Source organism: Pseudomonas oryzihabitans, from assembly GCF_014522265.1.
In the GTDB taxonomy this organism is placed as follows: domain Bacteria; phylum Pseudomonadota; class Gammaproteobacteria; order Pseudomonadales; family Pseudomonadaceae; genus Chryseomonas; species Chryseomonas aestiva.
This window is the reverse complement of sequence record NZ_CP017024.1, coordinates 4832114-4852416: the sequence shown is the minus strand read 5'-3', so window position 1 is coordinate 4852416 and position 20303 is coordinate 4832114. Positions and strand designations below refer to the sequence as shown.

The following is a 20303-nucleotide window of genomic DNA, read 5'->3' as shown; positions in this document are numbered from 1 at the left end:
TCAGTACACGGTCCAGGCGAGGGTGTTGCCCGTGTCCTTGCTGCAGCCCGAGGTGGCGGCGGCGGAGTCGACCTCGCCGGTGATGGCGGTGCCGCTGTTGATCGCGGTTGTGGCTTTGGAGCCCCGGCTCATCTTGCTGGCCAGGCTGATGCAGGCGTCCTGCGGCAGACCGTTCTCGGTGACGGTGAAAGTCATGCCGTTGCTGACGACCGTGACCGACCCGCCCCAGGCGTTGTACAGCGCGCCGCTGGAGATCGACATATTGGGCACGCCTTTGACGGCGATCAGTTGCGGCACCAGGTTGGTGCTGGAGGCGCCGTAGCCGGACATCCCCTTGAGCTTGCGGGTGTTGGCGATCAGCTGGCCGATGTTGCCCTGTTCGTTGCCGACGTCGGAGGTGCCCATCAGGGCGCTGCCGTTGAACAAGGCGTAGCCCACGCCGATCAGCGCCACCAGGAGGACGAACATCATCTCGATGGACATATAGCCGGCTTGCCGGCGGCGGGTGGACGTGGAGCGGGTGGTGCAGACAGCGGAGGGTTCGGGGTACTGCATGGCGATAACCTCGGGGTGGATGAAAGGGTTCAACGCGCGGCGGTGGCGCTACCGGTCAGGCTGTAGGTCCCGATCATCACGAGGATCATCAGGCAGCCGATCAGGATGGTGGAGACGGTGCTGAGGGACTTGGTCATGCCGGCGACCTGCTTGAGTGAGGTCTCCAGCCAGCGCAGGCTGTAGCGATGGATCGCAGTGGCGAAGCTGCCGGTGGTCGAGAGCGCGACCAGGAACTGGATGGCCATCGGGTCAGGGAAGCCATGCCCGGCGAGCTGCAGGGCGACGCCGAAGTTCTTGCCCTGGCGGACGCCGTAGTGGGCGGCCACCAAGCGCTCGCGCAGCCAGGGGTTGGCGCCCTTCATCAGGATCTCCAGCGCCTCGAGCTGGTTGATGTTCGAACGCAGCATCACTGCCATGTTGAGCAGGAAGGTCGAGCCGTGCAGCGACTTGTAGATCGACCAGGGCGGCAGGACTTCCAGCGGCCGGCGCAGCGGGCCGGTCAGGTAGGGCAAGCTCACCAGGCTGAGCACGATGACGACCACGGCGACGATCAGCGTCAGCAGGCCCCAGTCGTTGACGTAGGTGGCCAGGTGGTACAGCAGCGCGGAGGCGCCGGACCAGCTTTCAGGGTCGGATGCCCGCTTCATGGCCGGGATAACCCGTGCGGCAATGACATGCAGCAGGTAAGCCATCAGCGCCCAGGTGATGACGGGGTAGAAGGCCGCGCCCAGGATCAGCGAGCGCATGCGCTGGCTGGCCTCGATCATCCGCACGGCGTCATGGAAGGCCTGGATCAGGTTGCCCGAGCGCTCGCCGGCGCCGACGACGGCGCGCTCCTGATAGGGCATCCACCCCTCGCAGGCCTCGGCCAGTGACTGGCCGTTGCGCACACCCTTGCCGATCCCTTGGCAGGCCAAGGCGATCGGATGGCGCGCCTTGCGCGACTTCTCCTGGTAGATGGCGCCCACGCGCTCCAACGCCTGGTCCAGGTTGATACCGTTCTCCAGCAGGGCTACCAGGCTTTCGTAGCACTGGATCCGCTCCTTGGCGCCAAATTGCTTGGCGTGCCAGGTATCGCTGAAGGTACTGAGGGCATCCAGGATTTTAGCCAGCATGATCAGCCTCCTCGCCGGCGGCGTGCTCGAGCACGTAGCGGTCATTGTCCAGGGGGCCCACGACCTTCTCAGCCATGACCGGATCGACCAGGCCCTCGGCGATCTTCATCAGGGTATGGCGCAGCTTGGTGACGCCCCCCAACTCCTTGACCCAGTAGTTGCGCGCTTCGGAGGCGCCCTCGTCGCGGAAGACCTGCATGAAGCGGTGGGTCGGTAGCAGGATCTCGGCGACCACCGTACGAGTCACGATGCCCAGGCCACGGCAGTGGTCGCAGCCATCGCCCAGCAGGTGGACGTTCTTGAGCGGAATCAGACTGGCCAGGCGCTCGAACAAGGCGCTGTCGATCCTGCGGCGCGAGGCCGGCGAGCTCAGGGGGATTCGGCATTGCGGGCAGAGCACGGGCACCAGGGACTGGTTGATGATGCCGGTGGTCAGCGCGGGGTCGGTCGCGAGGCTCTCATCCACACCGAGGTCGACCAGGCGCTGCAGGCTGGCGATGGCGTTGTTGGTGTGCAGGGTCGACAGCACCAGGTGGCCGGTCATGGCGCCGCGATAGGCAGCCTTGGCCGATTCCAGGTCACGCATCTCCCCGTACATGAGGATGTCCGGGTCCAGGCGCATGCTGTTGGTGATGGCGTCGGCCCAGGTTTCGTCGGGACCCAGCGCGGTCTGGTTGGCGTTGATCGGATACTCGGGCGGATCCTCGACGGTGAGGATGTGCTTGGTCTCCTGGCACTCCTCGGCCATGAGGTTGATCATGACCTGCATCGACTTGGACTTGCCCGATCCGGTCGGACCGGTGAAGAGGTTGATCCCATAGGGCAGGGTGCGAACTCGCTGCAGCAGTTCACAGTGCTCGGGCAGAAAGCCCAGGTCTTCCACGCTGCGCTTGGTCTGATCGTCATAGAGCAGACGCAGCACCATCATCGGGCCGTCCGCCTTGGGGCGCGTGGCGACACGGGCCCCGAAGAGGCCCAGCTGATCGACGAAGCTGCGGCTGACGCGGGCGTCCTGCTTGGTCTCGGGCTGGTAATGCTCCTCGGAGACGTCGCACATGGAGTTGTACAGCGCCGAACACAGCTCTAAGCCAATCGATGTCGGGATCTCGCTGAAGTTGGTCATCCGGCCGTGTTCGCGGAAGCGGATCTTGGTGATCTCATGACCCAGCAGGAAATGGATGTCGGAGGCTCCGCGCTGGTGGGCGATGCCCATGATGCGGATCACCTCCTGCTGACGCTGAGTGCTGTTGGCGCCGGCGGCTGCCAGACCAGTGCCTGTGCGCTGCTCGGCGTCATACAGGCCCTTGATCACGCTCATCGTCACCAGCTTCACGGTGAAGTCGACGCCTGCGCGCTCCAGGCGATCCATGAAGGCCAGGACATAGGCGTCGGTCTGGTGAGCCTGGGACAGATACAGCTCGCCTCCGGCCGTCAGTGCGCACAGCTGCCGTAGCTCCGCCGTAAGCGCCCAGCGCCCGCCCTCGGCGGTCAGCAGCTCGCGGTCGGCGCCGGTGGCGGCCGCATGCAGCTGCCTGGCGGTTTCCTCTGGCGCGACCAGCGTAGGCCGGGGCTTGGGCTCCTGGTCTTCCAGCGAATGGATGACGCCGCTCATATCAAGGCTCCTGCAGGGCAGTGGGCTGGCCAGCGGGAACGCCCGGCAGGGCAGACTCGGCGCCGGGCAGCGGCTGGCTGGCCACCTGCATCGATCCCGGAGCCTTGTCGGCGAACCCCAGCGGGAAACGGCGACCGCCGCGGCTGAGCTCGACGCCCTGCAGGGAGATCCCGGACAGGCTGTACCCGCCGGGCAGCAGGCCGCCGCCCATGCGGGCCTCAGCGGTCTGGCCGTTCGGATAGAGCAGGGTGGCGCGCAGATCCCGGGGCGAGCCATACAGCGTCTTCACCACCGGCAGATACTCAGGTGCTGCGCTCGGCGTGCGCTGCGCCAGGTCGCTATGAGGGGAGGCTACCGGTACCGCAGCAGGTGCTGGCGCGTAGGCCGGCAGGCTGGCGGTGCCACCTTGCCCGGCGCTGGCCCTGGCCTGATTCAGCTCGGCCTGCGCCTTGAAGAACAGCGTCTGGCTCTGCACGGCAGAGAGCTCGCCAACGTTGATGCCACCTGTTTCAGCGGCGTGGGCGCCCTGTGCTGCGACAGTGATCGCGGCGATGAGCAGCAGACGAGAGAGGTCATTGGACATAGAGATCTCCTGTGACCGACCACAGCAGTCGCTCACCTTGCAGTTGGGTCTTGATCTCGCGCAGCCGCAGGCCTGGCTGAGCCAGGTCCTGGAGCATCACGGCGGGAGGTAGCAGGCTCTGGTACTGGAATTCGTAGTGCTTCCAATCCGGTGGCGGCGGTGGGGGCGGAACGGGCTGGCCAGGCAGTGCCGGCGGCGCCGGCGGCGTCACCGGGAGCTCGCGCACGCTCAGCTCGGTCTGTTGCCGGTTGAAGTGCGACGTCAGGGCGGCCAGCGCGCTGCTGGCAGGTGCCAGCGCCTCATCGCCGGCCACGGCCAGATTCAGGTCGCGCTTGAGCGCGGCGCTGTTGCCGGCGTCAAAGAAGCCCGGGGCATCGGCGAAGTGGCCTTCGGTCACGGCGAGCAGATCCAGCGCTGAACTGGTGCCCGTGCGCTTGTACACGCTGGAGACCAGGGCGCCATCGCACTGCGCCGAGTCGAACCGCCAGCCGGCCATGACCAGCGGCAGGCTGTCGATCACGCCATTGCAGCCGGCGATGAAGGTGGCAGGGGCGATCTGCTTCGCCCAGGGATGTTCTAGGGCCTGCAGCGGCTGCGCCTTACCAGTGTCTTTGCTCATGGCGGCCAGCTGGGCTTGCTGCTGGGCCGCGATCAGCGCCTGAGCCTGGCGCGCCTCGCTCTGCTTGTAGGACTGCCACACCTTCCAGCCTGCAAAGCCACCCACGACCAAGACCGCCATAAGGCCTATCCGAGTGGCCTCGCCGGTCGACAGACCCAGGGTGAGCTGACGCAGCCGGTAGTCGCGCTTGAGGTTGGCCGGTGCCAGCAGCGCCTCGATGTCCAGGACCTGGCCACCGCGGCCGAACTCCGCTGGCAGATACAGCTCGTCAAAGACCAGGCTGCGGGCCAGCAACTGGTTCAGCTTGCGCTCGATCTCTTCACGCGAACCGACCCGATCGCTGCCGGGCACCACCGCGCCGTCGTGGACGGCTACCAGGGCGTAGCGCTCGGCTTCCGGGTCCACCGCCCAGGCCGCCAGCCAGGAATTGCCCAGCTGGCCAGCCAGGGCCGCGGCGAGCGAGTACATACCCTTCATGGCGCCGGCGCTGCGCGCGACGAAGCCGGCCTGAATCACCGAGCCCGAGTGGCGAATGGCGACGATGTCCATCTGGTGCTCGCGACCATAGTCGCGGGCTTCCTTCATGTACTTGGTCAGGCTGCCCAGGGGGTGCCAGATCAGGCCGGTCACGAAGTCGCGGCCGTGGTAGTGCAGCACCTGGACGGCGCCATCGGGCGCACCGCCCGCAGGCGCCACGGCAGTCTTACGCTTGCGCGAACCGAAGAGGGACTTGGCCACGGGTCAGCCCATCAGAATCGGCGTGATCAGCACCACCAGGACGCTGTGCGTCGAGGTGCGGGTGCGACCGCCGCCCAGGCCAAAGAAGCCGGGCTCACCGACGCCGACCTTGTTGGTGTCTTCGCTGAGCTCATCGAAGCCGGACAGGATCAGCGTCTGGCCGCTCTTGAGCTTGACCTTGGGCGACAGCGACTTGGCGTCGTAGTCCGGGACCTGGATGCTCGAGCTGTTCGAGGTGAAGGTCTGGAAGGTGGGCTTTGAGCTCATGTTGATGGAGATCATCAGCATCAGCTCGTCGCGATCCATGACGCGCGGCAGCAGGGTCATGTTGAAGCCGCTGGTGATGGTGCCGGGTGTGAGTGCCGTGCTGGAGCCCACCGAGGCGGTATTGGTCGTGGAGCTTGCGGCCACGTAGCCTTTCACGTTGCCGATCTGCAGCGGCGCCGGCTGCAGGTTCAGGGTGGTGACCGAGGGCGAGCGCACGTTGGACACGCGGCCTTGCTCGGCCAGGGCCTGGATGATGACGTTGGATCCGGCGAGGGCCGAGCTCGACGTGTTGACGATGCCCACGGAGCCACTGATGGCGCTGGTGCTGATGCCCGGCACCACGTTGGCCAGCGACAGGTTCCACTTGTTGGAGAGCGACTTGTAGACGGCGGCCCAGTTGACGCCCAACTGATCGGAGTCGTTGAGCGTGACCTCGAAGACCTTGACGTTGAACAGCACCTGCTGACTGATGCTGCGGTTGGTGCTGTCCAGGTAGGTCTGGATCCGGTTCAGGACCTCGGGGCGATCCGTCACGGTCAGGGTGCCGGTCGAGGTGCTCAAGAACGACCGCCCTGCAGGCGCGGTGCTGAGCATCGCCTTCACGTTGTTCTGGATGTCGGCCAGGATCGAAGACTTCAGGCGGACCGTGGTGCTCTGGCTGCTGCCGGATTCACCGGAGACGCCACTGTTGCTGGAGCCGCTACCACCGCTGGTACCCGAGCCGACGCCGGCGCTGGTGTTCATGCCCGAGCGCACGGTGCTCTCGATGACCTGGTCGTCGCCGAAGGCATAGACGTCGAACACGCGAGTGTCGTAGTAGCTGATCCGCACGGCGCGCTCGGACGGCGAGTACCGCCAGGCCAGGCCCAGGCGGGCGGTGACTTCATCCAGCAGGCCGGAGAGCCGGCCGCTGTAGGCCAGGCCACTGACCTTGCCGATACTGGCGAGGGTTGTCGCGTCCAGCGGGCGAGACGCGACCGGGGGCGTGGTGGTTGCCCCCGCCGTGGCACCGGCGCCGCTGATGACGCCGACCGGCAGCAGGCCGGCCAAGCTATCAGGGCTACCGCCTGCCATGGCGGCCATGCCCGCGCCGCCGCTGTAGACGCTGGGTGCCAGGGCATCAGGCGAGATGAGCACAGGCACGCCACACTGGCTGGTGATGTAGCCGGCAATCTCGGTGAGGCCAACGCTACCGGAGGGCCGGTAGACCAGCTCACAGTCGCTCGCGGTAGGCAGGCCGCGACGGGCGACCAGGGGCTGGGTAGAGACCCACGGCTTGTCGCTGAATACGACCGTGTCGCGCTTGGGCTCGGCCTGCTGGTTGCGCAGCACTGCGGCGTAACTGGAGGCCTCCTGCCCCTGCAGGGTGGCGCGCCCGGCGGCTTCGTCGATACGCTGCACGGAGCTGCAGCTGGCGAGCAGCACCGCTGTTGCCAGCAGGCTGGGTCGGAAAAGACGACTCATGACTTCTTCCTCTCGGAAACATGGACGATGCGCTGGCTAGAGCTGCCGTCGACGATGAAGGAGCGCGGGGCGCCGTCGTAAAGCGGGAAGACCTGGGCGATGGCCTCGGCGAACGTGCCCTTGAAGTGCAGGGCGGCCTCAATGGGGTAGTCCAGATCGTCAGCCGTCCACACGACCTGCCAGCCGGCGCGCTTGGCCCAGGCCTCGACGCTGCGACGCAGGGTGCTGCCGACGGGGGCGTCCCAGGTCTGGGCGATAACGCTGGCCGGCTCGGTCAGACGCACGGAGGGCAGGGGGTAGGCGGACGGCGCGGACGCGACGGTTTTCGCCGCTGCCGGTGCGGCGACTGAGGGGGCGGGTCTGACAGTCGTGGTGCGGGCCGCGACAGCAACGGCTGGCTTCGGCACCTGGTGACTGGGTGCTGCCGTTGTTGCAGGGGAGGGCGTGGCTACAGGCGCTGCAGCGGCGAGAGAGGTGCCCTGCGCCTGGGGGACGGTTGGAGATTGCCGGACAGGCAGCGTCACCCCGAGCGTTTGGACCGGCGCGGATGTCAGCGCCGCGCCGGCGGGCAGGGGTTTGACTGCGGCGGGAGCAGAGGTGTTCGGTACGGAAGCGCTTGGCGCCACGACCTTCGCCGCAGGTGTCGGGTGGGTCTCCAGCGGCCTGGCTGCCGGGACGGTGGCCACGGTCACTGCGGCAGTGCTGGCGGGCGCTACGATAGGTTTGCTGACCGGTGCGGGCGTCGCTGCATAGCGTTGGCCCTCAGGTAGCTGATAGCCCGGACGCAGCACGAAGCACACTGACCGCATGACCTCATCGACCTTCACCTGCCAGGCCGGCCCGGCCAGCACCTGCAGGGTGTTGCGCAAGCTCATGGGGCCGAGCTTGTACTGGGCGGCCGGCAGCGGCCGGGTGAAGAGGATGTTGACGTGACCTTGATCGGGGCCGCACAGGCTGTAGCCGGAACGATTGACCACATACTGCATGGCGTCGCGAACGGTCGGCTTCATGTTGGCCGGGATGTTCACGTCGATGATCTGGGCCATCAGGTCCCGTTGCTCGGTCTCCGGTGCCGTGTTCACCAGCGTGTAGCGGCCGTAGCGCACCTGGGGCTCTGAGGCAGCGCCTTTCGGATAGAGATCGGGCTGTAGCAGCTCAGGATTTCGCGAGCTGTCCGGGCCGGTAGCCGGTGGGGCGGATTCGTGAGCAACGCAGCCAGCCAGAGCGGCGGCGAGTGCCAGCGGAGAGAGGGTGGAGAGCTTCCAGGTCATGTGCGGCGTGGCCCCAATTCGTGATGGGGCTCACGGTGCCAGCACAGCTAGCTAGAAGCAGGGGATAACCGTATTTGGAGCCAAATAGGTTGAGAGGGAGAGTTTTTAAGGAGCCGCTGAACCTTTATCTAAGGCTTTAGGCGGTTCCTATTTTGACGATTCTCGGCGACTTGTTTGCCTAGGACTTCGTCGGTTACAGATGAACCGGATTGCTCTGCAGCCTCTCGAACCTCCTCAGCGGATGCCCCTATCTTTCTCCCTTTTTCTTCGTAGTTTTCGGGTTTTATAGGTAGCGGCTTATCAACCTCGTCCTTGTCATTGCCTCTCTCATCATCGTTCTGTTTCGAATCTGCCATGACGTTCGTCCATATGTGATTGGGGATAACGGCCTGGGACAGTCTAGCGCTGCTACTGGGTTTCGGATCTGCATCATTGCAAATGTCTGGCAAGATACTTCTCCACCTCGTCTACAAGCTCTGGCTCTATCAAGTCTTGAGCAATCCGCCGCTTGTCCTGAAGCATCTGCCACAGCTGCAGATCAATGCTGTTCTCCACCAGCGGGATCTTGACCACCACCAGGCGCCGTTGCCCGTTGCGGTAGGCCCGATCCTCAGCCTGGTCCTGCAGACCTGGCGTCCAGGGCAGCCCCAGGAAGAACACGTAGTTGGCTGCGGTCAGGTTGTTGCCGGTGCCGGCCGCTGACGTCGTGCCGATGAAACCCCGACAATCGACGTCATGCTGGAAGCGATCGATTGCCTTCTGCCGCTTCGTGAGGCTGTCAGTGCCGACCAGGGTGACGCATCCCAGGCCTGCGGCCTCGCACAGCTGCTGCAACGTGGCCACTGTCTCCTTGTACTCGCAGAAGAGGATCACCTTGTCCTCGGGATCCAGCTCGCCCAGCAGCTCCATTACCACCGGCACCTTAACGCGCTCCAGGAGTTGGCGAAGCCGACCCAACCGCGCGAACACGGGCTGATCGGCGTTGCGTATGGCGTTGTACTCGACCTGCTGCGCATCATTGAGCACGACCGGCACGGTCTGCCGCTGCTTGCCCTTGAGGTCGGGCAGCACGTCCTTGCGCCGGCGGAGCATCCAGTCGCCGATCTCGGCGCGCAGCCCCTGGCGAAATTCGGAGCTGCCGGCGAAGCGCTCGCAGAAGTCCTTGAGTGGCAGCTGCCCGATGGGGTGGCCCGACAGGCGCAGCAGCGTATGGAGCTCCGACTCGCGATTGAGCACCGGTGTCCCGGTCAGCAGGTAGCGATTGGGCACCTTGGCAGCGATGTCGAAGCCGTTGCGCGTCCAGGCGGCCGTGGGCTCCTTCAGCCGGTGGGCCTCGTCGATGATCATCACGGCGAACTGATCGGCGAGCGCAACGAAGTCGCCCAGGCGCTCGTAATTGACGATCACCCACTGGGCGTCAGTCTGATACCGCTGCCGGGCGATCCTGGCATCTGGATAGACCGCCTGGATCTCCCGCTCCCAGTTGATCACCAGGCTAGCCAGGACCACCACCAGGATCTGGTGGCCAGCGGACTGGATGCCTGCGGCGATCACCGCCTGGCGGCTCTTGCCCAGTCCCATGTCGTCAGCGAGCAGCGCGCTGGTGCGCTGCAGCAGGTGTCGGATCCCTGCGGGCTGGTGGGACATCAACGAAAAGGGCTTGAGCTCGGCCTCGATGGCCTGCAGCGTCCAGCTGGTCTTGGCGATGTCAGGCACCGCGGCCAGGTAGACGTCTGCAGCACTGTCCTCTTCTGCAGAGGACGCATTGCGCTCCTGCGGAGGTCCTCCGATCGACATCGTTGTGACGTCACGCGCTGCGCTGACCGATCCGTCGGACAGTAGCTCCTGGAGCACGTCGAGCATCTCGAACTGCTCCTCGAGCAGTCCCAGCTCCAGGATCAGGTTGCTGCGTAGGATCTCGGCGGAGGCAGGCACTCGCCACGCTCGGCTCGTCGAGAGAAAGGCGCCGTGCATACGCTTGGCCACGGCGACGCAGCCCGGATGATAGTCGCCGGAGAGCACCACGCCGCCACCGGACAGGGGTGCGATCCGTAGGCGCATCCCCCAGATGAAGAGGTCTCGCCGAGCATCGGCCTGGGCGTCGGCGACCTTGCGGCTGAAGCCCGGCCAGTCTTGAGCAAAGCGACCGTCGGCCAGCTCACCCAGTTGGTGGAACAGGACGTCCAGGTCCTCGAGCAGCCGCCGTTGGGGCAGCCGCCAGTATCCAGACAACGGATGTTCGCCGCGGCGAATGAATGAGCCACCCCTGCTCGTCAGCAGGCGGTTGGCCCCTTCGAGATAGGGCATCTTTAGGCCGAAATCGTAGCCGTCGAATACGGCACGCTGTAGCAGTTGCGCCGAACCAGAGGCGTTGCGCAGCACTAGTCTAGCCATGGTCAGCACCGCGGAGCACGCCTGCCGGCCTCACTCTCTGCATCAGCCGGTTCCATACCAGAGGCACACGGCTTGCAGCTGGGCACTCACTCATCGGCAGGCCCGGAATACAGCCGGTGGCAGTATTCATCGGCCCGGCGCTCATCTTCGTCACGCTCCCGGTTGTGGTGCTGGAAGGCTTCCCACATCACGCTATGACAGTGCTGATGCTGCGCGCTGGCCAGTGCCTCGCTGATATGAACAATAGTGTGTCGCACGTACTCCAGGTCTGTACCTAAGGCCGCCGCCTCCGCCTCGGACGTCTTGCGCCTGATCCAGGCTTGCATGGTCTTGAGCATGGCCACGCACTCTTCGCGCGAGATAGGGTCGGTGCGCTGACCATCGTTACGTGTCCAGTCGAGATCGATGCCGCCATGCCGTTGGAACAGGGTGAAGGTGTTGCGCGCGGCGAAGAACTTCAGCACATCCGGCGAGTACCAGGGGTCGTCTTCCCGGAAGGGCTTCAAGGGCGATGGGGAGGGAGGCGAGGCCGGCAAAGGGGCTTTCGAGTACTGCGGCAGCAGGCGTAGCGGGGTATAGATCTGATGCCGACCCGCAAGGCTCAGGCAGAGCGCATCGACCTGGAGCTTGCCGGTCACTCGCCAGCCGCGGTCCGCCAAGTCATCGAGCCGTTGGATGTCGCTGGTTTCGATGCCCGGGCCATAATAGGCCCTGAGCAATCCTTCCGCCGCTTCCCAGCGATCGCCATAGGTCAGCCGCTCGTTGATGAAGTCGGCCTGGGACTGGGTGATTTCCCCACCTAGGGCCTCGACGTACCACTCGACAGCTTTCTTTTGGCGGCAATGATCTCGATGGTCTTCCCGGGCGCTCACCAGCAATTCCGCTGTGAATTTGGCCGCCCAGAAGGTCAGCAGCCAGCCCCAGCTCAGTGCGAGCGCACGAAACCCGAATGAGATGAGGGATTGAGCCTGGCGAGGGTCGAAGTACCTGTACAACCCGTACGCGGCTGCGCCCGCAACGGCCAGAACAGTGACGATGGACAACCAGAAGAGGGTCCGGATAAACATGGTGAAGACCTTCAGGAGTGATCAGGAAGGTCTAGGGTCGCGGTAGGCACGGGTAGTCAGGAAGGTGAAACCCTATTCAGGCCTGAACAGGTTGGCCTAGAAATCAAAGCTCTTCTGCTGGACCTGGGCATAACCCCGAAGCCAGGAGGTTCGGAGGCCAGGATGCCGATAGGGGCAGACGTGTACAGCAGCGTGTGCACGAGCGGCCTCGGCCCCCTCGCGCATTGCTCGGGCGTGCGGCGCATTGCGCACGCGGCTGTCTGTTGGGTTAGGACTTGCCTGAGGGTCGACTGGCATGGGTGCTCCACGCTGAACGAGTCATATCAAGGCCGAGAGTGTCACGCTGAGGCGCGACCCGGAGCTACCCACGCGCCCTGGGCAGTGTGGCTCTGGCCAGCACCCGCGATGGGGTCACTACTTACCAGTTGTAGCGAAGAACGCAACCACAGTGATCACTGTACACCCGAGAATGCTGAGGCAGCCGCGGAGCCTCGGGAATCTCGCCGTAACCCCGGCCGGGAGTTTTTCCCTAATCGCCAAAATGACCAGGAAGACTAGGCAGCCAATCTTGATTTCGTCACTACTCATACAATCATGACCTGGGCTAGTCCGGTACCCACTCTTCAATTTCCCCCTGTAGGCCGGCGGCTATAGTCGGCGCGCCTGAACCGGCATGATCCGTATCCGTACCTCAAGGATATGCCGGTGCGGTTGCCGACGCAGAAGGCCAGCAAAATAGCTAAGCTGTTACCCATACTTGGCGTGCGAATGTAATCCTCAGCTAGCCAGGTCCTGAGGAATACTGATGAGGTGAACTTGAAAGTTAGGCAAATCACCCTAAATGACATCAACGGATTTTACTCGCTTTTTTGTGAAGTGAACGCCGAAGGCCGTTACTCAGCTCGCTCAACCCCGCCCCCTGTAGAGGCTATAGAACGAGCACTAATGCAGGTTGTAGAAAGATCCTGGCCTGTATACGTGATTGAACATGATGGTCAAATAGTGGGCTCGGCGGAGGCCTACCCGGAAAGCTTCTGCCAACCCAACGGTAGCGATAGCATTGGGGTTCTAGGGATGCAGGTGAAGCGGGAGTATCGCCGCAATGGCCATGGCTCCGCTCTCCTATCAGCCGTGATTAAGCATTGCCGAGATGCAGGCTTTACCTCAGTGGATCTCAGTGTCTTTGAGTCAAACACGCCTGCCAGGTCACTTTACGAAAAGCTTGGTTTCATTCGCCTCGAGGACCTCCCGCCATGCACGCTTGCATGTGGCGAGCTTGAACAGCCCATAAAGATGCGGCTAGCGCTCTGATGCACGCAATGTGAGTGAGCAACACCAGCGGCTTCACGTTGTGCCGCGGTTCCTGCCACCCTGAGGTTGAGCTGACGGCTGGGGAGCCCCGAGGTGCGAGGTAGATCTCCCAGCAGCTTCACGCAGTGGCGCGACTTTTCTGCCGTTGCCCGCCCGGGGCGACAGGCCCACGCTGAGTGAGTCCTGTCATCCGGCAGCTTCACGCTGGGGCGGCAAATTTTCGGGGGTCAGCTAGTAGGGGATCTGGTCGTCGAAATCGTCGGACGTCGGTGCCGGCATGGGCGCAGGTGCGCGCGACTGACCGTTCGCTACCGGCCGTGACTGCGCCTGGCCCGTGTTCTGGCCCATCGTGATGGACTCGATGCGTTGAGGCAGGAAAGCAATCCGGTTGGCCTGGACCTTGATCGCAGCCTGCTCCTCACCGTTGCCATCCTTCCAAGTATCCAAGACCGCCCGACCGTCGATCAACACACGCATGCCTTTCTGGTACAGCCGGCTATAGCTTTCCGCGTCGCGGTGCCAGAGCTCGACGTTGGCCCAGAAACCGCCGCGATCCTCGTAGGAGCCATCCTGCAGGCGGATGCTGTTATCGAAATAGACGTTCAGCCGGAGCAGGTGCCGCGGATCCTGGTTGTCCTTCTGGAACCGCTTGTACTCGGGTGCTGAGCCGATGTTGCCTTCCCATACTACTGCTGTGCCCATGTCAGGCCTCCTGTTGGGATGCGGCGTCTTCGCCGCGGGATTGGTTGATCTGTTGCAGCTGTTCGGTGTAAACGGCATCGGCCCGGGCCATCTTCTCGGCGCACTCGGCGGCCTGCCGGCCGATGGCATGGACCAGGCTGATCTGCATGTTCAAAGCAATGCGCTGCAGCTCCATTGCGTGCAGGTCCTGGAGCAGTGTTTCGGTGACCCGGTCGTGGCGGCACAGGTCCGCCCAAAGCCCCACACCCATTCTCCGAGTCCCACTCTGCTGCCAGCGCAGAAAGACTGGGCCAGCTGAGGTGTGCTGGTGGGTCATCCGGATCGGCAGGAGCGTGAAGGGGAAGCGCTGGGCCTGGGCAAGAATCCGCTCCTGAGCCAGGGTGTTCAGGTCGGCTTCAAGGGAACGGCACTGCTCGGCTAATTGGTCCAGTGCTCCCTTACCCTTAAAGGGTTTTAGAATCCCTTTGAGGAAGGGAGCGTATTGCAGGCCTACGAAGACTTCCTGTTGCAGGGGCTGGAAGGCTGCCTGTTGCAGGCCTGCTGTTCTCGCACCCTGAGTGGACTGTTGCAGTGCCATGGCGATCAGGCCTCACTCATCTCGGTGATGTTCTGGGAGCTGGTCATAGCGCCCAAATGCTCATCCTCATCAGCGGAGTCGCCATCGAAACCGTCATCGCCACTACTAGAGCTGGCCGGGACATCGCCGGGACGCTGGATCGCCGGGGCGAACTTGCTACGGCGGGTCCCCTCCAGGACGTCCTTGGGCATCTCCAGGAAGCTGTACATCTGCTGGGCGTTGGTGGCGCGGGCATTGTTGGCGGCGATGTCGTCGCGAGACGCCCCGCTGTAACCCTTGTAGCGCTGGCCCACGCCGTACAGGCGGCGAAGCACGGCGGCGCCTTCGTCCAGCCAGGCCTCCTTGGAGCCGTTGTCGATCAAGCCGATATGAGCAGCCAGGAGGATCCGGCGTACCAGCTCGTCATAGCGGGTGAGCAGATACACACCTTTAAAGGCCAGCGGCGAGTTCAGGTACAGCGGCAGCTTGAGCGGCTGGATCGACAGATTGGTCCCCACGTCGAGCTGCTTAGGCAGCATGGCCATGACCTGGTCCAGTCGCTCGTCGATCGCGGTCAGCTGCTGCTCGGACTCCTCGATCTTGTCCTCGATGATGATGAGGAAGAGATCGGAGTAGGGATCGTCCTTGGCCGCGCCGGCGGAGATGCGGTTGATGATGTTGGAGAAGCCGGACAAGCCGATCATGCCGGGCTTGTTGTCGGAGCGCTGCCGGCCGAACCAGAGGCGGGAAGCGTGATGGGTATGCAGGGTGAGATTGACGCTCGATCTGAGCGAGCCCAGGTTGAGCTGGAAGGTATCAGCCATGAGAAGGATTCCTTGGGTTGTGAGATGACGCTCGGGCAGGGTGCCGAGACTGGCGCCGGAGGGCAGCGGAAAACCGTATTTGGGTGCGAGGAGGTTGCCGGTAGGCGTTCCAGGCGCCTATCAACAAGACGAAGCCTGAAAGAAGAAGTATCGATTTCCGAGGAGTGAGTGATTCCCCGGGAATCACCTTGGGCTTCGAGTAGGTGAGTAATTCCCCGGGAATCACCTTGGGCTTCGGCCGGATGAGTGATTCCCCGGGAATCACCTTGAGCTTCGAGTAGGTGAGTGATTCCCCGGCAATTACCTTGGGCTTCGGCCGGATGAGTGATTCCCCGGGAATCACCTTGAGCTTCGAGTAGGTGAGTGATTCCCCGGGAATCACCTTGGGCTTCGGCCGGGTGGGTGATTCCCCGGGAATCACCCCTAGCCTCGGGCGCTGAAGGTGAGCAGATGAGGAAGGGGTGAGCGGAGATCATTCGCTACCTCCGCGGCCCATCATCTTCCGAAGACTTTTCAATACGTCATTCCCGGTTTGAGCGTCACTGACTGCCTTTGGCTGGAAAGTGGCCGGTTCAAACCGCGGAATTGTCGGAACCGAAGGGGCCTGGTTTGGCATGGCTGGAGCTGCGGATTGAACTGCGGCGGGCTGCCAACCGGCGTTGAAGTCACCGGTCTGGACCTTCTGGATGAGTTTCATCAGGTAGCCAAAGGGCTTTGCTACCTTGCCCGAGGCGCAGCGGACGCCCCATTGCTTCACCAAGAGCACCCGAATGTCTGCGGGAACAGCCAGGATCACGAGCTGGGCTCGCTGTTGCTGCTCCGACGTCATCCGTTGATAGGCGTTAGGCCACACAAGATCCGCGTCTGCCTGCTCGCGCAGTACAGAGCTTTTAGATACATCAATAGTTGTATTCGTATACGTACTAGATGAGTTCGGATTCCGAACTAAGGGTGAAACCCCTGGATTTTCACTGAGTTCGGATTCCGAACTGAGGCTCAGGACCTGATCAACTGGACTTTTTTGACTGAGTTCGGAATCCGAACTCAGGTGATTCATAGCTGCCAAGACCGGCGTTCGGAATCCGAACTCAGCGGGTGGCGTCGCTGCACGTGCCGGATCTTCTAGCCCCTGGGCGCGGAAGCGCTCTCTGAACACCTCCACCCGAGTGGGTAGTTCCTGGGTCTCGCTGACCAGCATCTCGTCAAAAGTCAGGCCGGCGATCTCGCGGATTGAGCTGTTCGAGTGCTCGAGGCCGTTTGCTACGAGGGGGAGAAAATCTTGATCGAGTTGTATGGCCTCGGAGTAGGCCACGGGCTCGTCGTGCAGGATGTAGATGTTGCCCTGGACCTGGCCGGTAATCGCGTCGCGAACACGGCGGCCGAGGCTCAGCCAGCGAGTCAGGCGCAGTACGGTCAGGGCCTTGGCCACGGTCTCACGCGAAGCAGGGCGGCCCGGGTTGTTGCCCAGGTAGGGGCGCAGCTGGTCGTAGGTCGGGAAGGCAGTGACGCCATCACCGTTCATGAGCAGGCGGAACACCTGCCAGGCATTGCGCTCGAGGGGCGAGAGCCGATCATCGAGCAGCAGCCGGCGAGGAACGGTCTCGTGAGGGTTACCGCTGAAAACGATGCCGGCGAATTCCTTGGGTAGGTCTTCGCCGGTTTTTTGCTTGTAGTCGCGCTGGGCTTGGACATGGACGTTCAGGTGTGACGCTGCAACGTTCAAGGCGCGACCGAGTAGATGGGCGCCGCGTGGAGCAGTGGTTTTCACCTATTGTCGCCTTCTGCCGAATCCAGCTCGATCAAGCTCATTTGCCCGATGGCAGCGGGCTGCTCCTGTTCTTGCACCTGGGGCAGGGCATCGCTAGAGGCTTGCTCATCACCGAGCTGCCGATCTCGCCGCTTCCGAGCATCTGAAATCAGCAAGAGCGGTGCCCGGGCGATCTTGGGCGGGTAGAGGCCTTCGTTGAGCCAGGTCTGTACGAGATTCCAGATGAGGCCGAGGGTGATCTGGTCGTGCCTGTCCTTGACGGACTCGAAGGGTCCGTTGAGCTCCTCGGTGATCATCATGCAAATGTCGAGCAGAGCGATGGCGTCATTGTGATCCACCTCATGAGCGCTCATCAGGTCGAGGAAGCGATACCAGACCTGGGCGGTATCGTTGAGCCCTGCCACCCGGCCGGAGCGACCGGGAACATTCAGGAGCTGGCGCACCACACTGATCTCGCTGGGGGCCATGCCGAAGAATTCGCGGATCATGCCGTTGGTGGCACCCAGCTGGATGGCGCGATGCACGAGGCGGGTCTCGCGCTCATCGCGTTCGCAGTTCTCCAAGAGCTTCTTGACCATGTCGAGATCGATCTGGATCTTGCACCAGCGCGCCGGGGCATTTTTCAGGATGCTGTGAGCCTGCGGCTGACGCAGCAGGTTCAAGACTTCGACGTCCAGGCCAATATCCAGGCAGCGCTGGACCTGGCCGTTGCGCAAGTGATGGAGGATCAGATCCATCAGCGCCTGGTTCATGGGGTTGTACTTCGTGGACATATGCGACTTCCTAATGCAGGTCCAGAAGGTGACCGGGCTACTGCCCAGCCTCGAGTTCGATCAGCCGGCGGGCGAGACGGATCACCCGGAACAGCTTCACGACGGCGGCATCGGTCATGCGGCCTTCGGTGCTGGCTGGCTTGCTATCGAAAAGGGGATCGCCAAGGATTAGCTGGCCCAGGTTCATGGCGAAGGTCGCGTTCTCTTCCGCGATGCTTGCCTTGAGCTTCTCGGCTCTCTCTGGATCACGCGACACCACGTAGCTGTACATGCCCGTCAACGACTGCAGGAATTGCCAGGACGTTGTTCCGCGTGCGGTCAGCTCTGACTGAGGGGTAGAAAGCGTGAAGCCGAGGGCGAAATCGGTAGGCCTGAGCAGCTCACTAGGAACGTCGCACAGCTGGGCAATTTCGAAGACCAGCGTGCGCAGGACCTTACGCAACTCATCAGGGGTATCGGTGTTGCGCTCGATGTACCAAACATCTGAGATGGCATGCAGGCCGCCGGCCTGGACAGGAATCGCGCGCAGGGCATCACTGTTGAAGTCAGGCAGGGTTTCGCCGTGCTCGGCCGCGATGCGGCGCTGAACGTCCCTTACCTTCTGACCAATGCCATCGGGCGTGACGATGTGACCGTTCAGGCGAGCGGCGCGTTCTTCTTCGGAGAGCTGCTCGGGATCCGGCGGAGTGTGCTGCGGCGGAGTGGTGTCGACTGCACCGGAGCCACCCATACGCTCAGGGAGTGGCGGTGGTGTGGAAGGGGAGACAGCTCCCTGCTTCTGCTTGCCGGGCGTTTCGGGTGGCTGTTTCAGCGTGGGACTGCCGCCAGGCGCAGGAGGTATGGCACCGGCAGCAGGAACCTGCGGAGCTTGGCCATCGGGAACCTGCACCCCCACTAGCTGTGAGCGGCGGCTACTATCCTGATGATCGAGGATCGCCTTGAGTACTTCTTCGTAGCTGACATTCAGCGCTCTGCGGATCTGGCCGATCAGTTCGTCCTGGATGGACTCGAAGACAAAGTTGTCGGTGTGACCATCAAAGCCGTTGAGCACTTCTTGGTACAGTAGCTCGAAGTCTGTCTCCTCACCTTTGAAGCTCACCCAAGCTTTCAAAGCAGCGCTACGTAGAGTGAGCAGTTTTTCGACCTGATGCTTTCCGAGACCTGAGTAGAGCAAACCAGGAATGGCTGGTACTAGCGTCCTCAATGCCTCTTGCATCTTGCTGATATGGGATTGGGATATGCGATATCCATCCTCAGCCAGCTTCCTTACAAGCTCCCGCTGAGAGATCTCTCGGCCGGCTTCCTGGGCATATAGTTCACGAGCAGCATCGATACTGACCGCACGCTCGACGAACATGAGGTTGCCCCGCAGATCATTCTCTGCGAGGTGGCCGGTCAGCGAGACGATCTCGCCGCGGTCAGTCCAAGGGCGGAATAGGCAGTGGAGGCGGTAGTAGCGCTCGTCCCTCGTCTCCTTCCAGAGCTCGTTAAGGATTTCGAGCCGCGTGTTGCCGCCGGTACGAATGATGAACTTGTCTTCACCCGGGCGTTTGGTTACTGGAAACGGCTGGTCCAGTCCCCGCGCTCTGATGGATGCCTTTATCTCGTCATAGAGAGGGTTCCGTGCAGTCCGGGGGTTCCGGTTGTAGGGGCCGACTTCATCCAGTGTCAGGACCATAGGCGTTTCCTTGATCGGATCCGCCAGGCGTGCCACAGGGGCGCTCGATCCAGGGAAGCCAGCGGCCAACAGACGTTGAGTGACCGCTTCGTTGCTGGGCTTGCTCATGCATGGATCTCCTGAGCAGCACGAGCTGCCGGCCGGCTGGGCTCATCATTGGCGGCCAGCAGTTGGTCGATCACACGCTGCAGGCGAAAGACCTCATCCTCGAGCTCGAACGTGCGGCCCATGCGGCTGATGATCTCGGCGTTCATCGAGCGATGGGCCTGCTTGGCCGCTTCGGCGATTTGAGGACGCAGTCCCTTGGGAAAGCGGACGACGAACTTCTCATCCTCTGTTGCAGATTTCCGTACGGATGGCTTGCGCTTGGTTGTGGTAGTCATAGGGTCTGGTCCAATTCGTTCATAGGCTGGGCACGGCGCAGCTGGGCGCGGGCATTGAGGCCGGCGCGGCGATCGCTGGGCGTGAAAGACGTGAAAATGGGGCAGTAGCCGACTTTCAAGAACTTGACGTGCCCGCCCTTGGTACGGGCGACGATCCAGCCCTCGTCCAGGGCGAAGGCCACCAGGTCCTGCAGGTTTTTGTTGGCACCACGTAGCGCATGGGCGGGTGTCGTCATGTGCGGCTACCCCCTTTCACGTACCCCACTTTGAAAGGCAGGCGATGCGCCCGGGCGAGGGCATGACAGCGTTCCAGGGACTGCTGCAAGCGCTTGGATGCGGTGCGAAGGGTATCCCCGAGCAAGGCGCGGGCTCGAAGGAGCCGCACCAGGTCCTCATCGGAAACTTCGGTTGCCGGCTTGGCCTCGGCGAGCTGGCGCAGCTCCTCACGCTGGGCGCTGATGACGAAGCTAGGGCCGCCGACGGCGCGCTCGCTCGGCTTCACTTCGACGACTTGGCCACCTTTGGCCAGGAAGTCGTTCAGCGCTGCATCCAGCCTCTGCCGGTCACGTTCGCGATCGGTATGGGAAGGGAGATCCTGTTCAGGGGTGTGATGGGAGAGCATG

Annotated in this window: 21 protein-coding genes and 1 pseudogene; 2 read left to right on the top strand and 20 right to left on the bottom strand. The window is 63.1% G+C overall.

All coding sequences use genetic code 11. The features are described 5' to 3' along the window. The 11 genes from BGI51_RS22355 to BGI51_RS23820 all read right to left on the bottom strand — a co-directional run bounded on the left by BGI51_RS22355 (position 1) and on the right by BGI51_RS23820 (position 11982). Positions 1–555: a type 4 pilus major pilin gene (locus BGI51_RS22355; protein WP_187979794.1), complete on the bottom strand. Its 555-nt coding sequence runs from the start codon at positions 553–555 to the stop codon at positions 1–3. 29 nt (positions 556–584) lie between these two features. Next, complete coding sequence (locus tag BGI51_RS22350) at positions 585–1670, bottom strand: type II secretion system F family protein (protein WP_187979793.1); 1086 nt, start codon at positions 1668–1670, stop codon at positions 585–587. Then, positions 1660–3282 (bottom strand): GspE/PulE family protein, encoded by a 1623-nt coding sequence (locus tag BGI51_RS22345; RefSeq protein ID WP_187979792.1) that lies wholly within the window; start codon positions 3280–3282, stop codon positions 1660–1662. The genes BGI51_RS22350 and BGI51_RS22345 overlap by 11 nt, the downstream gene beginning before the upstream one ends. Position 3283: 1 nt before the next feature. After that, positions 3284–3865, bottom strand: coding sequence for a type IV pilus biogenesis protein PilP (gene pilP, locus BGI51_RS22340; RefSeq protein ID WP_187979791.1), 582 nt, complete (start codon positions 3863–3865; stop codon positions 3284–3286). Then, positions 3855–5222, bottom strand: coding sequence for a type 4b pilus protein PilO2 (gene pilO2 / locus BGI51_RS22335; protein ID WP_437179421.1), 1368 nt, complete (start codon positions 5220–5222; stop codon positions 3855–3857). Before pilO2 ends, pilP begins: the two co-directional genes overlap by 11 nt. Before the next feature lie 3 nt (positions 5223–5225). Beyond that, positions 5226–6953: a PilN family type IVB pilus formation outer membrane protein gene (locus BGI51_RS22330; RefSeq protein ID WP_187979790.1), complete on the bottom strand. Its 1728-nt coding sequence runs from the start codon at positions 6951–6953 to the stop codon at positions 5226–5228. Next, the gene (locus tag BGI51_RS22325) at positions 6950–8224 is read right to left on the bottom strand and encodes a TcpQ domain-containing protein (protein ID WP_187979789.1); all 1275 of its coding nucleotides are present in this window, start codon (positions 8222–8224) and stop codon (positions 6950–6952) included. Before BGI51_RS22325 ends, BGI51_RS22330 begins: the two co-directional genes overlap by 4 nt. A gap of 128 nt (positions 8225–8352) precedes the next feature. After that, positions 8353–8580, bottom strand: a complete 228-nt coding sequence (locus tag BGI51_RS22320) for a hypothetical protein (RefSeq protein ID WP_156044994.1) — start codon at positions 8578–8580, stop codon at positions 8353–8355. Between the two features lie 73 nt (positions 8581–8653). Then, on the bottom strand, positions 8654–10618 hold the full coding sequence (locus tag BGI51_RS22315) for a DEAD/DEAH box helicase (RefSeq protein ID WP_187979788.1): 1965 nt from the start codon (positions 10616–10618) through the stop codon (positions 8654–8656). An 86-nt stretch (positions 10619–10704) separates the two neighbouring features. Further along, positions 10705–11685: a hypothetical protein gene (locus BGI51_RS22310; protein WP_187979787.1), complete on the bottom strand. Its 981-nt coding sequence runs from the start codon at positions 11683–11685 to the stop codon at positions 10705–10707. Between the two features lie 96 nt (positions 11686–11781). Beyond that, positions 11782–11982, bottom strand: coding sequence for a ribosome modulation factor (locus tag BGI51_RS23820; RefSeq protein ID WP_187979786.1), 201 nt, complete (start codon positions 11980–11982; stop codon positions 11782–11784). Between the two features lie 357 nt (positions 11983–12339). On the opposite strand from BGI51_RS23820, the pseudogene BGI51_RS22300 reads away from it, so the two are divergent. After that, positions 12340–12459 (top strand): annotated as a pseudogene (locus tag BGI51_RS22300) (transposase domain-containing protein); the annotation flags it as partial. A 36-nt stretch (positions 12460–12495) separates the two neighbouring features. Continuing rightward, positions 12496–12996 (top strand): GNAT family N-acetyltransferase, encoded by a 501-nt coding sequence (locus BGI51_RS23900; RefSeq protein ID WP_187979785.1) that lies wholly within the window; start codon positions 12496–12498, stop codon positions 12994–12996. Between the two features lie 231 nt (positions 12997–13227). Here BGI51_RS23900 and BGI51_RS22290 read toward each other — a convergent pair whose 3' ends face one another. The 9 genes from BGI51_RS22290 to BGI51_RS22250 all read right to left on the bottom strand — a co-directional run bounded on the left by BGI51_RS22290 (position 13228) and on the right by BGI51_RS22250 (position 20302). After that, the gene (locus BGI51_RS22290) at positions 13228–13698 is read right to left on the bottom strand and encodes a single-stranded DNA-binding protein (protein WP_145154967.1); all 471 of its coding nucleotides are present in this window, start codon (positions 13696–13698) and stop codon (positions 13228–13230) included. A 1-nt stretch (position 13699) separates the two neighbouring features. Further along, positions 13700–14275, bottom strand: a complete 576-nt coding sequence (locus tag BGI51_RS22285) for a DUF3158 family protein (protein ID WP_187979784.1) — start codon at positions 14273–14275, stop codon at positions 13700–13702. A gap of 5 nt (positions 14276–14280) precedes the next feature. Then, the gene (locus BGI51_RS22280) at positions 14281–15078 is read right to left on the bottom strand and encodes a PFL_4669 family integrating conjugative element protein (protein ID WP_187979783.1); all 798 of its coding nucleotides are present in this window, start codon (positions 15076–15078) and stop codon (positions 14281–14283) included. Between the two features lie 472 nt (positions 15079–15550). Then, entirely contained in the window at positions 15551–16846 is a 1296-nt protein-coding gene (locus BGI51_RS22275) for an STY4528 family pathogenicity island replication protein (protein ID WP_187979782.1), read from the bottom strand. Beyond that, complete coding sequence (locus BGI51_RS22270; protein WP_187979781.1) at positions 16843–17619, bottom strand: STY4526/YPO1902 family pathogenicity island replication protein; 777 nt, start codon at positions 17617–17619, stop codon at positions 16843–16845. Before BGI51_RS22270 ends, BGI51_RS22275 begins: the two co-directional genes overlap by 4 nt. Before the next feature lie 37 nt (positions 17620–17656). Next, positions 17657–19405: a ParB family protein gene (locus BGI51_RS22265; protein WP_187979780.1), complete on the bottom strand. Its 1749-nt coding sequence runs from the start codon at positions 19403–19405 to the stop codon at positions 17657–17659. Next, positions 19402–19680, bottom strand: coding sequence for an Arc family DNA-binding protein (locus tag BGI51_RS23815; RefSeq protein ID WP_187979779.1), 279 nt, complete (start codon positions 19678–19680; stop codon positions 19402–19404). Before BGI51_RS23815 ends, BGI51_RS22265 begins: the two co-directional genes overlap by 4 nt. Next, entirely contained in the window at positions 19677–19916 is a 240-nt protein-coding gene (locus BGI51_RS22255) for a hypothetical protein (protein ID WP_007160909.1), read from the bottom strand. The genes BGI51_RS23815 and BGI51_RS22255 overlap by 4 nt, the downstream gene beginning before the upstream one ends. Beyond that, entirely contained in the window at positions 19913–20302 is a 390-nt protein-coding gene (locus BGI51_RS22250) for a hypothetical protein (RefSeq protein WP_187979778.1), read from the bottom strand. Before BGI51_RS22250 ends, BGI51_RS22255 begins: the two co-directional genes overlap by 4 nt. Position 20303 lies beyond the last annotated feature (1 nt).

Bases quoted from the DNA above. Each gene is read 5' to 3' on its own strand.
- BGI51_RS22355 (WP_187979794.1), bottom strand. From the start codon at position 555: ATGCAGTACCCCGAACCCTCCGCTGTCTGCACCACCCGCTCCACGTCC.
- BGI51_RS22280 (WP_187979783.1), bottom strand. From the start codon at position 15,078: ATGGCTGATACCTTCCAGCTCAACCTGGGCTCGCTCAGATCGAGCGTC.
- BGI51_RS22330 (WP_187979790.1), bottom strand. From the start codon at position 6,953: ATGAGTCGTCTTTTCCGACCCAGCCTGCTGGCAACAGCGGTGCTGCTC.
- BGI51_RS22255 (WP_007160909.1), bottom strand. From the start codon at position 19,916: ATGACGACACCCGCCCATGCGCTACGTGGTGCCAACAAAAACCTGCAG.
- BGI51_RS22250 (WP_187979778.1), bottom strand. From the start codon at position 20,302: ATGCTCTCCCATCACACCCCTGAACAGGATCTCCCTTCCCATACCGAT.
- BGI51_RS22345 (WP_187979792.1), bottom strand. From the start codon at position 3,282: ATGAGCGGCGTCATCCATTCGCTGGAAGACCAGGAGCCCAAGCCCCGG.
- BGI51_RS22290 (WP_145154967.1), bottom strand. From the start codon at position 13,698: ATGGGCACAGCAGTAGTATGGGAAGGCAACATCGGCTCAGCACCCGAG.
- BGI51_RS22270 (WP_187979781.1), bottom strand. From the start codon at position 17,619: ATGTCCACGAAGTACAACCCCATGAACCAGGCGCTGATGGATCTGATC.
- BGI51_RS23820 (WP_187979786.1), bottom strand. From the start codon at position 11,982: ATGCCAGTCGACCCTCAGGCAAGTCCTAACCCAACAGACAGCCGCGTG.
- BGI51_RS22320 (WP_156044994.1), bottom strand. From the start codon at position 8,580: ATGGCAGATTCGAAACAGAACGATGATGAGAGAGGCAATGACAAGGAC.
- BGI51_RS22325 (WP_187979789.1), bottom strand. From the start codon at position 8,224: ATGACCTGGAAGCTCTCCACCCTCTCTCCGCTGGCACTCGCCGCCGCT.
- BGI51_RS22310 (WP_187979787.1), bottom strand. From the start codon at position 11,685: ATGTTTATCCGGACCCTCTTCTGGTTGTCCATCGTCACTGTTCTGGCC.
- BGI51_RS22285 (WP_187979784.1), bottom strand. From the start codon at position 14,275: ATGGCACTGCAACAGTCCACTCAGGGTGCGAGAACAGCAGGCCTGCAA.
- BGI51_RS22265 (WP_187979780.1), bottom strand. From the start codon at position 19,405: ATGAGCAAGCCCAGCAACGAAGCGGTCACTCAACGTCTGTTGGCCGCT.
- BGI51_RS22315 (WP_187979788.1), bottom strand. From the start codon at position 10,618: ATGGCTAGACTAGTGCTGCGCAACGCCTCTGGTTCGGCGCAACTGCTA.
- BGI51_RS23815 (WP_187979779.1), bottom strand. From the start codon at position 19,680: ATGACTACCACAACCAAGCGCAAGCCATCCGTACGGAAATCTGCAACA.
- pilP (WP_187979791.1), bottom strand. From the start codon at position 3,865: ATGTCCAATGACCTCTCTCGTCTGCTGCTCATCGCCGCGATCACTGTC.
- BGI51_RS22350 (WP_187979793.1), bottom strand. From the start codon at position 1,670: ATGCTGGCTAAAATCCTGGATGCCCTCAGTACCTTCAGCGATACCTGG.